14 protein-coding genes are annotated in these 13,741 nt (G+C 75.6%); 10 read left to right on the top strand and 4 right to left on the bottom strand.

The genetic code is table 11. The features are described from left to right. Positions 1-30: 30 nt before the first annotated feature. Positions 31-1,686 carry an FAD-binding dehydrogenase gene (locus ACHZ99_RS00270; RefSeq protein ID WP_420302233.1) on the bottom strand — a complete coding sequence of 552 codons (1,656 nt, stop codon included), beginning with the start codon at positions 1,684-1,686 and terminating at the stop codon, positions 31-33. A 177-nt stretch (positions 1,687-1,863) separates the two neighbouring features. Between ACHZ99_RS00270 and ACHZ99_RS00275 the strand changes: the two genes are divergently transcribed. The 5 genes from ACHZ99_RS00275 to ACHZ99_RS00295 all read left to right on the top strand — a co-directional run bounded on the left by ACHZ99_RS00275 (position 1,864) and on the right by ACHZ99_RS00295 (position 6,574). Further along, the gene (locus ACHZ99_RS00275) at positions 1,864-2,262 is read left to right on the top strand and encodes a YidH family protein (protein WP_420302234.1); all 399 of its coding nucleotides are present in this window, start codon (positions 1,864-1,866) and stop codon (positions 2,260-2,262) included. Further along, the gene (locus tag ACHZ99_RS00280) at positions 2,259-2,567 is read left to right on the top strand and encodes a DUF202 domain-containing protein (protein WP_420302235.1); all 309 of its coding nucleotides are present in this window, start codon (positions 2,259-2,261) and stop codon (positions 2,565-2,567) included. Before ACHZ99_RS00275 ends, ACHZ99_RS00280 begins: the two co-directional genes overlap by 4 nt. 179 nt (positions 2,568-2,746) lie before the next feature. Then, positions 2,747-4,129 carry an MBL fold metallo-hydrolase gene (locus ACHZ99_RS00285; protein ID WP_420302236.1) on the top strand — a complete coding sequence of 461 codons (1,383 nt, stop codon included), beginning with the start codon at positions 2,747-2,749 and terminating at the stop codon, positions 4,127-4,129. 181 nt (positions 4,130-4,310) lie between these two features. Continuing rightward, a complete protein-coding gene (locus ACHZ99_RS00290; RefSeq protein WP_420302237.1) occupies positions 4,311-5,348 on the top strand; it encodes a phosphotransferase family protein in 1,038 nt (345 codons plus the stop codon). 5 nt (positions 5,349-5,353) lie between these two features. Then, positions 5,354-6,574: an acyl-CoA dehydrogenase family protein gene (locus ACHZ99_RS00295; RefSeq protein ID WP_420302238.1), complete on the top strand. Its 1,221-nt coding sequence runs from the start codon at positions 5,354-5,356 to the stop codon at positions 6,572-6,574. Positions 6,575-6,594: 20 nt separating this feature from the next. Here ACHZ99_RS00295 and ACHZ99_RS00300 read toward each other — a convergent pair whose 3' ends face one another. Then, positions 6,595-7,188 carry a TetR/AcrR family transcriptional regulator gene (locus ACHZ99_RS00300; protein ID WP_420302239.1) on the bottom strand — a complete coding sequence of 198 codons (594 nt, stop codon included), beginning with the start codon at positions 7,186-7,188 and terminating at the stop codon, positions 6,595-6,597. A gap of 82 nt (positions 7,189-7,270) precedes the next feature. Next, positions 7,271-8,035 carry an SDR family oxidoreductase gene (locus ACHZ99_RS00305; protein ID WP_420302240.1) on the bottom strand — a complete coding sequence of 255 codons (765 nt, stop codon included), beginning with the start codon at positions 8,033-8,035 and terminating at the stop codon, positions 7,271-7,273. Positions 8,036-8,224: 189 nt separating this feature from the next. Between ACHZ99_RS00305 and ACHZ99_RS00310 the strand changes: the two genes are divergently transcribed. After that, positions 8,225-8,686 carry a MaoC family dehydratase gene (locus ACHZ99_RS00310; protein WP_420302241.1) on the top strand — a complete coding sequence of 154 codons (462 nt, stop codon included), beginning with the start codon at positions 8,225-8,227 and terminating at the stop codon, positions 8,684-8,686. On the opposite strand, the gene ACHZ99_RS00315 is transcribed toward ACHZ99_RS00310, so the two are convergent. Continuing rightward, positions 8,674-9,342 (bottom strand): TetR/AcrR family transcriptional regulator, encoded by a 669-nt coding sequence (locus ACHZ99_RS00315; protein ID WP_420302242.1) that lies wholly within the window; start codon positions 9,340-9,342, stop codon positions 8,674-8,676. The genes ACHZ99_RS00310 and ACHZ99_RS00315 overlap by 13 nt on opposite strands. Before the next feature lie 159 nt (positions 9,343-9,501). Between ACHZ99_RS00315 and ACHZ99_RS00320 the strand changes: the two genes are divergently transcribed. The 4 genes from ACHZ99_RS00320 to ACHZ99_RS00335 all read left to right on the top strand — a co-directional run bounded on the left by ACHZ99_RS00320 (position 9,502) and on the right by ACHZ99_RS00335 (position 13,676). Continuing rightward, on the top strand, positions 9,502-10,149 hold the full coding sequence (locus ACHZ99_RS00320; RefSeq protein WP_420302243.1) for a TetR/AcrR family transcriptional regulator: 648 nt from the start codon (positions 9,502-9,504) through the stop codon (positions 10,147-10,149). Positions 10,150-10,241: 92 nt separating this feature from the next. Further along, positions 10,242-10,754, top strand: a complete 513-nt coding sequence (locus tag ACHZ99_RS00325; protein WP_420302244.1) for a DUF402 domain-containing protein — start codon at positions 10,242-10,244, stop codon at positions 10,752-10,754. 187 nt (positions 10,755-10,941) lie between these two features. Beyond that, on the top strand, positions 10,942-12,153 hold the full coding sequence (locus ACHZ99_RS00330; RefSeq protein WP_420302245.1) for a MalY/PatB family protein: 1,212 nt from the start codon (positions 10,942-10,944) through the stop codon (positions 12,151-12,153). After that, a complete protein-coding gene (locus ACHZ99_RS00335; RefSeq protein ID WP_420302246.1) occupies positions 12,150-13,676 on the top strand; it encodes an amidase in 1,527 nt (508 codons plus the stop codon). The genes ACHZ99_RS00330 and ACHZ99_RS00335 overlap by 4 nt, the downstream gene beginning before the upstream one ends. The last annotated feature ends 65 nt before the right edge of the window (positions 13,677-13,741 follow it).

Genomic DNA, 13,741 nt, shown 5'->3' on the forward strand with positions numbered 1-13,741 from the left:
GTACGCCGCCAGCCCCCGGCCCGTAGCCGCTCAGCCGACCGCCTTCGCCGCCGCGCGCCCCGCCGCGCGCCCCGAGAACAGGCAGCCGCCGAGGAACGTGCCCTCCAGCGAGCGGTACCCGTGGACGCCGCCCCCGCCGAAGCCGGCGGCCTCCCCGGCCGCGTACAGGCCCGGCAGCGGCTCCCCGCCCTCGGCGAGCACCCGCGACGACAGGTCCGTCTCCAGCCCGCCGAGGGACTTGCGGGTGAGGATGTTCAGCCGGACGGCGATGAGCGGGCCGTTCTTCGGGTCCAGGAAGCGGTGCGGAGGCGCGGCCCGGACGAGCTTGTCGCCGAGGAAGCCGCGGGCGCCGCGGAGTGCGGTGATCTGCATGTCCTTGGTGTAGGGGTTGTCGATCTCGCGGTCCCGGGCGGTGAGGGTGCGGCGCAGCGCCTCCTCGTCGATGAGCTTGTCGCCGGTCAGCTCGTTCATCCGGCGCACCAGGGCGCCGAGGTCCCGTTCGACGACGAAGTCGGCGCCGTGGTCCATGAACGCCTGCACCGGGCCGGGCGCCCCGGAGCGCGCCCGGCCCAGCACGTCACGCACGCTCTTGCCGGTGAGGTCCGGGTTCTGCTCGCTGCCGGAGAGCGTGAACTCCTTCTCGATCACCTTCTGGCTGAGGACGAACCACGTGTACCCGTGGCCGGACTTCATGATGTGCTCCAGCGTGCCGAGCGTGTCGAAGCCCGGGAACAGCGGCACCGGCAGCCGGCGGCCGGTCGCGTCCAGCCACAGCGACGAGGGGCCGGGCAGGATGCGGATGCCGTGCCTGGCCCAGATGGGGTTCCAGTTCTCGATGCCCTCGGTGTAGTGCCACATGCGGTCGCGGTTGATCAGCCGGCCGCCGGCGGCCCCGGCGACGTCGAGCAGCAGCCCGTCGACGTGCGCGGGGACGCCGGAGAGCAGCTTGTCGGGCGGGGTGCCGAGGCGCTCCGGCCAGTGGGCGCGTACGAGGTCGTGGTTGCCGCCGATGCCGCCGGAGGTGACGATCACCGCCTGGGCGCGCAGCTCGAAGGCCCCGGCGACCTCCCGGCCGCTGGCCGTGCCGCGTTCGGCGTCGCTGGGCCGAAGGATCTCGCCGGTGACGGTGTCGAGGACCCCGGCGCTGCGGGCGAGGCCGGTGACGCGGTGGCGGAAGCGCAGGTCGACGCGGCCCAGCGCGGCGGCCTCGCGCACCCGGCGCTCGAAGGGGGCGACGACGCCGGGGCCGGTGCCCCAGGTGATGTGGAAGCGCGGTACGGAGTTGCCGTGGCCCTCCGCGTCGTAGCCGCCGCGCTCGGCCCAGCCGACGACCGGGAAGAACGACATGTCCATGGAGCGCAGCCACGCGCGTTTCTCGCCGGCGGCGAAGTCCACGTACGCCTCGGCCCACTTGCGCGGCCAGTGGTCCTCCGTGCGGTCGAAGCCGGCGGTGCCGAGCCAGTCCTGCCAGGCCAGCTCGCGGCTGTCCCGGATGCGCAGGCGGCGCTGCTCGGGCGAGCCGACGAAGAACAGGCCGCCGAAGGACCAGTGCGCCTGGCCGCCGAGGGCCTGCTCGGGCTCCTGGTCGAGCAGGATGACCTTGCGGCCAGCGTCCGCCAGCTCGGCGGTGGCGACGAGTCCGGCCAGGCCGGCTCCGATCACGATCACGTCGGCGTCGTAGGCCATGGCTGCCGCCCCTTAAGAAGGTTACCGGTCGGTTTAGATCCTGTTGACCCAGCCCCCGCCCGTCAACCGCCGGAGGCGGGGCACTTTTCCGGGGCACGTCTCCGCGCCCGGGGCCCGGGCCCGGGCGCGGTGGGTCGGCCCCGGGGCGCGCGCGGGCGTTCGGTTAGGGTCGGAGCCGTGAGCGACCCCGAGCGTCCGTCCGCCGTACGGCTGTGGTTCTCGCCCCGGCGGCTGCGCGCCGAGGGCAGGACACCGGACTACCGCTTCTCCCTCGCCAACGAGCGGACCTTCCTCGCCTGGGTACGGACCGCGCTGGCGCTCGTCGGCGGCGGCATCGCCGCGGACCAGTTCCTCGACGACATGAACGGCCCCACCCGCACCGCCATCGCCGCCGTGCTGCTCGCGGGCGGCGCGTTCTGCGCGGTGCGGGCCGTCAACCACTGGATCCACTGCGAGCGCGCGATGCGCCGCGGCGAGGACCTCCCGGAGTCCCGCTTCCCCGGCCTGCTGGCGGTGGGCACGGCGGTCGCGGCGGTGGCGCTGATCGTGGCGGTGCTCGTCGGGACCGGCGGGTGAGCGACGCCCGGGACCCCGCCGCGCAGCCGGAGCGCACGCGCTTCGCGTGGCGGCGTACGACGCTGGCGTTCGCGGTCGTGGTGGTGCTGGAGATGCGGCGGGTGCTGGTGGACGGCGGCTCCGCCCGGGGGTACGCGGGGCTGTCGCTGGCGCTGTGCACGTGGCTGGTGTTCCTGGCCGCCGGCCAGCGGCGGATCAGGCAACTGGCCGCCACCGCGCCGCGGGCGATGCCGCCGGGGCTCGCGCTGGGCGCGGGGCTGTGCGTGGTGGCGTCGGCGACGTCCGCCGCGGTGCTGCTGTGGTGAGGGGGCCGTCTCTACGGCCTGCGCCGCGGCCGTTGCCATTGCCTTCCGGCCGGCGGGGAGCCGCTATCCGGACCCCGCCTTGCCGCTTCCGCGCAGCTCCGGCGCCCCTCCCGTCCCCGGCCTAAGCTCGCTACTCAGCACCGCGCAAGCAGGAACCGTTGCTTGAGGGAGACACCCGCATGCCCGTCACCGTGCCGCTGATCCTCGTCATGGGCGTGTCCGGATGCGGCAAGACCACCGTCGGCCGGGAGCTGGCCGAGCGGCTCAACGTCCCGTACGCGGACGGCGCGGACATCAGCCTGGAGGCCGGCCACTCCGGCCACTCCGGCGACTTCGACGAGCCGCCCGACGCCGCCGTCGCCGACTGGTTCCGCAACCGGGCCGCGAGCGGCGGCGTCGTGAGCCGGCCCGCCCTGCGCCGCCGGGACCGCGACCGGCTCGCGGCGGCCGTGCCGGGGCTGTACTTCCTGCACCTGGACGGCACGCGGAAGCTGGTCGGCAAACGGCTGGCGGAGCGCAAGGAGCTGTTCGTGCCGCACGACGTGCTCGACGCGCAGTTCGCGGCGCTCGAACCGCTGGGCCCCGACGAACACGGGGCGGCGGTCGGGATCGACGGCAGCCCGGCGCAGGTCGTGAACCGCGCGGTCGACGCGGCCCGCACCCCGTACTGCGTGCAGCTCGCCACCGGCGTGCACGCCTACGTCCAGCCCGACGGCGGCTGGTGCCTGAGCAACGCGGGCTTCGTCAGCGACGGCACGACGACCCTGCTCGTCGACACCGCCGCCACCGAACCCCGGGCGCGGCTGCTGCGCGAGGCGGTGCTGGCCAGCGGGGCACCCGACCCGTCGCTCGTGGTCAACACCCACCACCACGGGGACCACACGTACGGCAACAGCGTCTTCACCCCGGCGACCGTCGTCGGGCACGCGGCGTGCCGGCAACAGGTGCTCGCCTCGGGACGCCACCTGGAGCTGGTGTGGCCGGAGGTGGAGTACGGGGACGTGCGGCTGACGGCACCGGACATGACGTACACGGAGTCGATGACGCTGACCGCGGGCGGCACGGAGGTGCGGCTGCTGCACCCGGGCCCGGCACACACGGTGGGCGACACGGTGGTGTGGCTGCCGGAACAGCGGATCGTCTTCGCCGGGGACATCGCGCTGTGCGGCGGGACGCCGTTCGTGGCGTTCGGCTCGCTCGGAGGGTCGCTGCGCGCGCTGGAGCTGCTGCGGTCGCTGGGCGCGGAGACGGTCGTGCCGGGGCACGGGCCGGTGACGGACCCGGGGGTGTTCGACACGGTGGAGCGGTATCTGCGGTACGTCGGAGAGCTGGCGGCGGCGGGGCGGGCGGCCGGGCGGACACCGCTGGAGACGGCGCGGGCGGCCGACCCGGAGGCGGCGGCGTCGGCGGGGCTGCGGGAGCCGGAGCGCCTGGTGGCGAACCTGCACCGGGCGTACAGCGAGTTGGCGGGGGAACCGGAGGGGCACCCGCTGGATGCGGCGGAGTACTTCGCGGACATGGCGAGGGTGAACGGCGGCGAGATGATGCCCTGCCACGCGTAGCGCCTGCGGCGGGCGCGGCGGGGAACCAGAGAGGGCCCGGGGTGGGCCCCCAGGGGCCGGGGCTCGTCGTGGCCGCGGGGTTTTCCGCGCGCACGGCCGGGCGGCGCCTGCCGTGGCTCTGGACGGCATACCGACCGGTCGGCATCATTGGCCCCGACCGTCACCCCCGGAGGGAACCCGCATGAGCGACGACCGCCCGCCGCCCGGCCTCGACCTCGGCGCGCTGCGCCGCCACCTCGACGCGGAACTCCCGGGGCTCGTCCGCGGCGCGCTCGGCGCCCGGCTGATCGAGGGCGGCCGGTCCAACCTCACGTACGCCGTCACCGACGACACCGGCACCTGGGTCGTCCGCCGCCCTCCGCTCGGCCACGTCCTCGCCACCGCGCACGACATGGCCCGCGAGCACCGCGTGCTCACCGCGCTCCGCCCCACCCCCGTCCCCGTACCGCGCACGCTGCTCCTCTGCACCGACGACTCCGTCCTCGGCGCCCCCTTCTACGTCATGGAGTTCGCCCCCGGCACGGCGTACCGCACCGCCGGGCAGCTGGCCGCGCTCGGCCCCGCGCGCACCCGCGAAATCGTCCTCGGTCTCGTCGACACCCTCGTCGACCTGCACGCCGTCGACCCCGGCGGCGTCGGCCTCGACGGCTTCGGCCGCCCCGACGGGTTCCTGGAGCGCCAGCTGCGCCGCTGGGGCAAGCAGCTCGACGCCTCCCGCAGCCGCGACCTCCCCGGGATCGATCCGCTGCACGACGCCCTCGCCCGCGACCTGCCCCCCGCCGCCGCGCCCGCCGTCGTCCACGGTGACTACCGCCTCGACAACGTCCTCGTCGACTCCCGCTCCGGCACGGACACCCTGACCGCCGTGCTCGACTGGGAGATGTCGACGCTCGGCGACCCCCTCGCCGACCTCGGCCTCCTCACCATGTACAGCACTCCCCTGGGCGGCCCCGGCCCCTCCCCCGTCCCCACCACCGCCGACGCCCCCGGCCACCCCACCGCCGCGGAGATCACCGCCCGCTACGCGGACCGGTCCGGCCGGGACGTCTCCCGCGTGTCGTGGTACACGGCGTTCGCGTACTTCAAGCTCGCCGTGATCCTGGAGGGCATCCACTACCGCCACACCCTCGGCCAGACCGTCGGCGGCGGCTTCGACCGCATCGGCGAGGTCGTGCCCCTCTTCATCGCGGGCGGCCTCACCACCCTGGAGAAAGGCTGACCGCGATGGACTTCGCACCCGACGCGCGCACCGAGGAGCTGCGCGAGCGCCTCCTCGCCTTCATGGCTGAGCGCGTCCACCCGGCCGAGCCCGTCGCCGCCGCCCAGCTCGCCGCACAGGACGACCCGTGGCTGCCCCCGCCCGTCGTCCACGAGTTGCGCGCCGAAGCGCGCCGACGGGGCCTGTGGAACCTGTTCCTCCCCGACACCACGTACGGCGCGGGCCTCACGAACCTCCAGTACGCGCCGCTCGCCGAGATCACCGGCCGCAGTCCCCACCTCGCGCCGCTCGTCCTCAACTGCAGCGCGCCGGACACCGGGAACATGGAGCTGCTGGCCCAGTTCGGCACCGCCGAGCAGCGCACGCGGTGGCTGGAGCCGCTGCTGGACGGCGCCATCCGGTCGGCGTTCGCCATGACCGAGCCGGGCGTCGCCTCCTCCGACGCCACGAACGTCGAGACCCGTATCGAGCGCGACGGCGACAGCTACGTCCTCAACGGCCGCAAGTGGTACATCTCCGGGGCGATGAACCCGGACTGCGCCGTCTTCATCGTCATGGGCAAGACCGACCCGGACGCGGACGTCCGCCGCCAGCAGTCCATGATCCTCGTCCCCCGCGACACCCCGGGCCTCACCGTCCGCCGGGCCATGCAGGTCTACGGCTTCGAGGACCACCTGCACGGCGGCCACGCCGAGATCGCGCTCGACGACGTACGCGTCCCGGCCGCGAACCTGATCGGCGAGGAGGGCGGCGGCTTCGCCATCGCGCAGGCGCGGCTCGGGCCGGGCCGTATCCACCACTGCATGCGGCTCATCGGCATGGCGGAGCGGGCGATCGAGCTGATGTGCCGGCGGGCGGTGGACCGCTCGGCGTTCGGCAAGACGCTGGCGCGGCAGGGCGTGGTGCAGACGTGGATCGCGGACGCGCGGGTGGCGGTGGAGCAGCTGCGGCTGCTGGTGCTGAAGACCGCGTGGCTGATGGACACGGTCGGCAACCGGGGCGCGCACACGGAGATCCAGGCCATCAAGATCGCCGTACCGCGGGAGGTCGTCGGCATCCTGGACCGCGCGGTGCAGCTGCACGGCGCCGCGGGCGTCAGCCAGGACACGCCGCTGGCCGCGCTGTGGGCGGGCGCGCGCACGCTGCGGCTGGCGGACGGGCCGGACGAGGTGCACCAGAGGTCGCTGGCGCTGCGGGAGCTGCGGAAGTACGCGACGGGCGGGTGAGCGGGGCCGCGGGCCGCGGGCTACGGGCGCAGGGCGCGCATGAGCAGGTCCGCCAGGTGGTCGGCGACCTCCTGCGCCGACAGCGGCCCGTCCGGGCGGTACCAGCTGCCCAGGTGGTGCACCGCGCCGAAGTGGTAGTCCACGACCAGGTCGGCGGGGGTCGCGGCGGAGAACACGCCGGCGGCCTGGCCCTCCTCGATCAGGCCGCGGAAGCGCTCGTGGTAGCGCCGCCGCTCCGCCCGTACCTCCTTGAGCTTCTCGGGGCCGAGCATGTGCATCGAGCGGAAGAAGATGAGCGCGTCGTCATGGTTGGCGATGGTGGTGACGACGACGTCCGCGGCCGCCTCCCGCAGCCGCAGCTCGACCGGGGCGTCGAGGGCCGCGTAGTGGTCGAGGCGCTCCTGCTGGAGGCGCAGGAGGCGGGCGTAGACCTCGTGCAGCAGGTCGTCCTTGGAGCCGAAGTAGTGGTAGAGGGCGCCCTTGGTGACCCCGGCGGCCTCGACGATCTCCTGTACGGAGGTGCGGTCGAAGCCCCGCTCCGCGAAGAGCCGCGTGGCGACGGCGAGGAGCCGCTCCGGCACCGGCCGGCCGTCGCCGCTCGTCGTCCGCGCCATGGTCTCGCCCCTTCGTCGTCGGCTTCTCTCGGTGTCACGTCCCAGTGTCACGCCGGCGTCCGGTCCCGGCGCGGCGTCCGCATCATCCCGGCCCGCTCTCCAGGGTCTGCTGGAGCCGGTTCATTCCCGTCAGCCAGCGGTCCGGGTCGGCGGCGCGGGCGGCGCTGTACCCGGCGACCTCGGGGTGCGGGAGAACCAGGAAGCGGTCGCCGGCCACGGCGGCCATGACGGCCTCGGCGACCTCCTCTGGCTCGATCGCGCCGGGGGCGAGGACGAGGTCCCCGGCGGCGCCGGTGGCGCGCAGCATGTCGGTGCGTACGCCCTGGGGACAGACGGCGTGCACGGCGACGCCCCGGTGGCGGTACGTCAGCGACAGCCACTCGGCGAAGGCGAGGGCGGCGTGCTTCGTCACGCTGTACGGGGCCGCGCCGACCATCGACAGCAGCCCGGCGGCCGAGACGGTGGCGATGAACCGGCCCTCGCCGCGGTCCAGCCACTCGGGCAGCAGCTCGCGCGCGGCGCGCACATGGGCCATGACGTTGACGTCCCAGGCGGCGGTCCACTCGTCGTCCGCGGCCTCGGGACCGCCGCCGGTGGCGACGCCGGCGTTGGCGCAGAAGACGTCGATGCCGCCGCCGAGGGCCGCGCGGGCGGCGGGTACCACGTCGGCGGCGTCACCGGGCAGCGCGACGCCGCCGACCTCGGCGGCCACGGCGCGGGCCCGCGCGGCGTCGAGGTCGTTGACGGCGACCCGGGCGCCCTCGGCGGCGAGCCGCCGCGCCAGCGCGGCGCCGATGCCGCCGCCGCCCCCGGTGACCACTGCCCGCGCACCCCGCACGCTGCCCACGATGCCCGCCTTCCCACGGCTGCCGGTTGGCCGCAGACTAACCGGTCGGTATGTGCGGCGGAAGCCCGGCGGCGATGCGCCCGCACCCCCGGGGCCGTACCCAGCCCCGGCCGCGCCGGTCGCGCCGTTGACACCGGCCCGTACCGCGTCCATGCTAAGCAGTCGCTTAGACGATTCCGGGAGGCACCCATGGCAGAGCCCCGCACGTTCACCTCGGTCGACGAGCTGAAGGACGCGGTGGGCGAGCACCTGGGGCTCTCGGACTGGGTGGAGGTCGACCAGCGCCGGGTCGACCTGTTCGCCGAGGCCACCGGCGACCACCAGTGGATCCACGTCGACCCGGAGCGGGCCGCCGAGGGCCCGTTCGGCGGGACCATCGCCCACGGCTATCTCACGCTCTCGCTGCTGCCGCTCTTCGCCGCGCAGCTCGTCGCCGTCGACGGCGTCCGCATGGGCGTCAACTACGGCACGAACAAGGTGCGCTTCCCCGCCCCCGTCCCCGTCGGCTCCCGGCTCCGCGCGTCCGCCACCATCGTGGACGTCACCGAGGTCACGGGCGGTGTGCAGCTCGCCGTGCGCTACACGGTCGAACGCGAGGGCGGCGAGAAGCCCGTGTGCGTCGCGGAGTCGGTCTCCCGCTACTCCTTCTGAGCGCCGCCCGGCTCCCCCGGTACGCCCGGCTCTCCCGGCCCGCCGGGCGGCGGCGCCGCGACCATCCGGCCGACCAGGTCCGCGTACAGCTCCCCCAGCTCGTCCGGCGACCTCCGGCCCGCCGCGCTGAACCACCGGGCCACGTCCACGCACAGCGACAGCACCGCCAGCGCCGTCCCCGGCACGTCGGCCACCGCGAACTCGCCGTCCCGTACACCGTCCGCGATGATCCCCCGGAGCAACCGGTCGATGTCCCGGCGCAGCGCCGCGATCTCCGCGTAGTGCTCCTCGCCGAGCGCCCCCAGCTCGTACTGCACCACGCGCGCCGTCGTGTGGTGCTCGGCGTGCCAGCCCGCGAAGGCCCGTACGGCACGCGCCAGCCGCTCCCCCGCCGGGCCCTCGGACTCCGCCGCGGCGGCGATGATCCCGCGCGCCCGCTCGTGGCCGACGCGGCTGATCCGGAAGAGCAGCTCCTCCTTGGTCTTGAAGTGGATGTAGAGCGCGGCGGGGCTCATCCCGGCGCGGCCGGCGATGTCGCGGGTGGTGGTGGCGTGGTAGCCGCGCTCCGCGAAGGCCGCGACCCCTGCGGCGAGCAGGCGCTGCGCCGCCTCCGGCTCGACATCGCGCCAGGCCGCGGGCTCCTGGACGTCCTGCATGCGCGCTCTCCGCTCTCCCGGGTGCAGCGGAGGCCACCCTACCCCCGACGCTGAGCAAGCGCTTAGGGCCGTACGAAACCGGGCGCGCGCCCGGCGCCTTCCCCGACCCGCGCGGTTAGCGGTGCTAGTTTGCGGCGCCGCCGCCCTAACATGTGCGCCATGGCCCGCCCCCGCAAGCCCCTGCTGAGCCGTGCGCGCATCGTCGCGGCGGCGCTCGCCCTGGTCGACGCCGAGGGGCTGCAAGCCGTGTCCACCCGGCGGCTCGCCGCCGAGCTGGGGGTCAGCGGACCGTCGCTCTACAACCACTTCACGACCAAGGACGAGCTGCTGGACGCCGCCGTCGACGCCGTCGTCGCGGAAGTCGACCTGTCGATGTTCCAGGACGGCACGCCGTGGCCCGAGGCGCTGCTCGCCTGGGCCCGCTCGTACCGGGCGGCGCTGGCCGCGCACCCGAACATCGTGCCCGTGCTGGCCCAGGGCCCCGGCCGCCGGCCGGCGGCGCTGCGGCTGGCCGACGCCGTGTTCGGCGGCATGGTCGGGGCGGGCTGGCCGCCGGCGCAGGCGACGCGGGTCGGCGCGCTGATGCGGTACTACGTCGCCGGATCCGCGCTGGGTTCCTTCGCGGGCGGGTTCGTCGCCGACCCCGCGGCGTACGACCCGGAGGACTACCCCCACCTCGGCCGGGCGCACCTGCTGGCGGAGCACCGGCGGGAGGTGGACGAGGGCGCGTTCGAGACCGGGCTGCGGGCGCTCGTGGACGGGCTGCGCATGCAGTTCGCGCAGCTCGGCGGGCAGCCGTCCGGCTGACGCCCGGGCGGGGCGGGGGGCGGGACGCGGACCGCGCGGGGGCACCGCGCCGGCGGCGGCGGCCGGGGAGCGGCCGGGGCTATGATCCGGCAATGGCCGACCTGGTACGCGTCATCTACCGCAAGTACGACGGCACCCTCCACTGGAACACGACCATGCGCCGCCTCGGCGAGGACGAGCACGGCGTCTGGCTCGGCCAGCCGGCCGGCGGCACCACGCGCAAGGGCACCGGCCCGCCCGTGCCGGTCGAGTCCGCGCACGTCGCGCTCTTCCCCCGGGACGCCTGGTGGACCGCCGAGTTCAACGCCCCGCCGCGCCGCACCGACCTGTACGTGGACATCACCACGCCGCCGCGGTGGCGCTCGGCCGCCGAGGTCACCATGGTCGACCTGGACCTCGACGTCGCCCGGCGGCGCGGGGAGCGGGAGCCGCGGCTGCTGGACGAGGACGAGTTCGCCGAACACCGGGTGCGCTACGGCTACTCGGCGGAGACCGTGGCCCGGGCGACGGAGTCCGCCGCGTGGCTGATGGCGGCGGTGGCGGCGGGCGGCGGGCCGTTCGGCGGCGCGCACCGGGCGTGGCTGGAGCAGGTGACGGCGCCCTAGGCGGGCCCCGGGGCGGCGGCGGCCCGCGCGCCCCGGCCCCGTGGCGCCGACCGGTCGGTAACCGGCGCGGGGAGAGGCGTGAATTCGCAGGTCCGCTGTCGGCGGGCCGACCTACCATGGCGGGCATGGCCCGATCGCGCAGCCCTCTCCCCCGCCCCGTCCCGCCGCGCTCCGCCGGCGGGCCCCGATGAGCGCCGGGCCGGCGCCGGACACCCCGGTGGCGAACCCCCTGCGGGGGCAGACGCTCGCCGGCCTGCGCCGGCGGACGTCGATGAAGTGGCGGACGTACCCGCCCGACGTGCTGCCCGTGTGGGTCGCCGAGATGGACACCCGGCTCGCGGAGCCCGTCGCCGAGGCGGTGCGGGCGGCGGTCGACCTCGGCGACACGGGGTACGCGACGGTCGCGCCGTACGCCGAGGCGCTCGCGGAATTCGCGAAGCTGCGCTGGGACTGGCGCGTCCCGGCGGAGCGGATCGCGATCGTGCCGGACGTGATGCTCGGCATCGTCGAGGTGCTCAAGCTGGTCACGGGCCCGGACGACGCCGTCGTCGTCAACTCCCCCGTCTACCCGCCCTTCTACGCGTTCACCGAGAACCTGGGCCGCCGCGTGGTCGAGGCCCCGCTCGGCGAGGACGGCCGCCTCGACCCCGACGCCCTGCGGACGGCGTTCGCCGCCGCCCGGAGCGGCGGTCACCGCGCCGCGTTCCTGCTGTGCAGCCCGCACAACCCGACCGGCACCGTCCACACCGCCGCCGAGCTGGCGCAGGTCGCCGCGCTCGCCGAGGAGCACGGGGTGCGGGTCGTCGCGGACGAGATCCACGCCCCGCTGGTGCCGCCCGGCACCGGCGCGCGGCACGTGCCGTATCTGACCGTGCCCGGGGCGGGCCGCGGCTTCGCCCTGCTGTCGGCGTCGAAGGCGTGGAACCTCGCGGGGCTGAAGGCGGCGGTGGCGGTGGCCGGCGAGGAGTCGGCGCATGAGCTGGCGCTCATGCCGGAGGAGGTCTCGCACGGGCCCAGCCACCTCGGCGCCATCGCCCACGTCGCGGCGCTGCGGCACGGCGGGCCGTGGCTGGACGCGCTGCTCGCCGGTCTGGACGAGAACCGCCGGCTGCTCGCGCGGCTGCTGGCGGAGCGGCTGCCCGGCGTGGAGTACCGCGTTCCGGACGGTACGTTCCTGGCCTGGCTGGACTGCCGCGCGCTGGGGCTCGGGGACGACCCCGCCGAGGTGTTCCTGGAGCGCGGCCGGGTGGCGCTGGCGTCGGGGATCCCGTTCGGTACGGGCGGCGCGGGCCACGCGCGGCTGAACTTCGCCACCTCGCCCGAGGTGTTGACCGAGGCGGTGGACCGGATGGCCGCCGCCGTCGCAGCGTCCCCGAAGCGACCGGGAGGCAGGCCATGACCGACGACGTCACCGAGGAGCGGCGGAAGGGCAAGGCCGCCGCCGGAAGGCGCGGGGGCGCCGCCCCGCGCGCCTCCGCCCCCGCGCGTGCGGCGAGGGCGCCCGACCGCGCGCCCGTGCACGCCTTCCGCGACGACGCCCTCGGCGCGCACGACGCCGTCGCCCTCGCCGGCCTCGTCCGCGCCGGCGAGGTCTCCGCCGCGGAGCTGGCCGGCGCCGCCGTCGAGCGCATCCGCCTCGTCGACCCCGAGCTGCACGCCGTCGCCGTCCCCGCCTACGACACGTACCGGACGGACGACGCGGCCACCGGCCCGCTCGCCGGGGTGCCCACCCTCCTCAAGGACAACACCGACTACGGGGGCCTGCCCACCGGCCACGGCACCGCCGCCTTCACCCCGCACCCCGCGCCCCGGCACGCGCCGTTCACGCGCCAGTTCCTCAGCACCGGCATGACCTTCCTCGGCAAGACCCGGCTGCCGGAGTTCGGCTTCAACGCCAGCACGGAGTACGAGAACGACGAGCCGGTCCGCAACCCCTGGCACCCGTCCTACTCCCCCGGCGGCTCCTCCGGCGGCAGCGCCGCGCTCGTCGCCTCCGGCGCCGTGCCGATCGCCCACGCCAACGACGGCGGCGGCTCCATCCGCATCCCCGCCGCCTGCTGCGGGCTCGTCGGCCTGAAGCCGACCCGCGGCCGCGTCGTCCCCAACGAGACCGGCCGCCGGCTGCCCATCGACATGGTCAGCGACGGCTGTGTGAGCCGGTCCGTGCGCGACACCGCCGCCTTCCTCGCCGCGGTCGAGCGGCACTGGCGCAACCCGCGCATGCCCCCGCTCGGCCTGGTCGAGGGCCCCGGCTCGCGCCGCCTGCGCATCGGCCTGGTGGCCGAGTCGCCGACGGGCGCCCCGACCGACGCCGCCACGCGCGCGGCGGTCGCCGCGGTCGGCACCGCGCTGGAGGGCCTGGGCCACACCGTCGAGCCCTACGCGCTGCCGCTCGACGGCCGCTTCGAGGAGGACTTCATCTCCTACTGGGGGATGCTCGCCTTCCTCGCCGGCGCCGGCGGCCGGTTCATGTACGACCGGCACTTCGACACCGGCCGGATGGACGGGCTCAGCAAGGGCCTGCGCGGGACGTACCTGCGCCGGATGCACACCACCCCGGCCGTCCTGCGCCGCCTGCGCCGCGCGGCGGACGAGGCGTACGACGCGGCCCTCTCCCGCTACGACGTGCTGCTGTCCCCGGTCCTCGCGCACACCACCCCGCGGCTGGGGCACCTGTCGCCCAACGTCCCGTACGAGGAGCTGCTGAACCGCCTGCGCGCGTACGTGGCCTTCACCCCGATCAACAACATCAACGGCAGCCCGGCCGTCTCGCTTCCCGCCCCCGCCACCGAACCGTCCGCCGCCGGCGGCGTGCCGGTCGGCGTGATGCTCTCGGGTGCCCACGGCGACGAACGCACGCTGCTGGAGCTGGCCTACGCCCTGGAGTCCGACCGCCCCTGGCGCCGGATCCAGGACCTCTGAGGAGGGCTGCGGCGGACCGCGGTGACGGGAACGACCAGGTGCCCGGCCGGGACGGCCGGGCACCT

This window comes from Streptomyces sp. MAR4 CNX-425 (assembly GCF_048656465.1).
Classification (GTDB): domain Bacteria; phylum Actinomycetota; class Actinomycetes; order Streptomycetales; family Streptomycetaceae; genus Streptomyces.

Coding starts and splice junctions, on each gene's coding strand:
- ACHZ99_RS00270 (WP_420302233.1), bottom strand. CDS start 1,686: ATGGCCTACGACGCCGACGTGATCGTGATCGGAGCCGGCCTGGCCGGA.
- ACHZ99_RS00285 (WP_420302236.1), top strand. CDS start 2,747: ATGCCCGTCACCGTGCCGCTGATCCTCGTCATGGGCGTGTCCGGATGC.
- ACHZ99_RS00290 (WP_420302237.1), top strand. CDS start 4,311: ATGAGCGACGACCGCCCGCCGCCCGGCCTCGACCTCGGCGCGCTGCGC.
- ACHZ99_RS00295 (WP_420302238.1), top strand. CDS start 5,354: ATGGACTTCGCACCCGACGCGCGCACCGAGGAGCTGCGCGAGCGCCTC.
- ACHZ99_RS00300 (WP_420302239.1), bottom strand. CDS start 7,188: ATGGCGCGGACGACGAGCGGCGACGGCCGGCCGGTGCCGGAGCGGCTC.
- ACHZ99_RS00310 (WP_420302241.1), top strand. CDS start 8,225: ATGGCAGAGCCCCGCACGTTCACCTCGGTCGACGAGCTGAAGGACGCG.
- ACHZ99_RS00315 (WP_420302242.1), bottom strand. CDS start 9,342: ATGCAGGACGTCCAGGAGCCCGCGGCCTGGCGCGATGTCGAGCCGGAG.
- ACHZ99_RS00320 (WP_420302243.1), top strand. CDS start 9,502: ATGGCCCGCCCCCGCAAGCCCCTGCTGAGCCGTGCGCGCATCGTCGCG.
- ACHZ99_RS00325 (WP_420302244.1), top strand. CDS start 10,242: ATGGCCGACCTGGTACGCGTCATCTACCGCAAGTACGACGGCACCCTC.
- ACHZ99_RS00330 (WP_420302245.1), top strand. CDS start 10,942: ATGAGCGCCGGGCCGGCGCCGGACACCCCGGTGGCGAACCCCCTGCGG.
- ACHZ99_RS00335 (WP_420302246.1), top strand. CDS start 12,150: ATGACCGACGACGTCACCGAGGAGCGGCGGAAGGGCAAGGCCGCCGCC.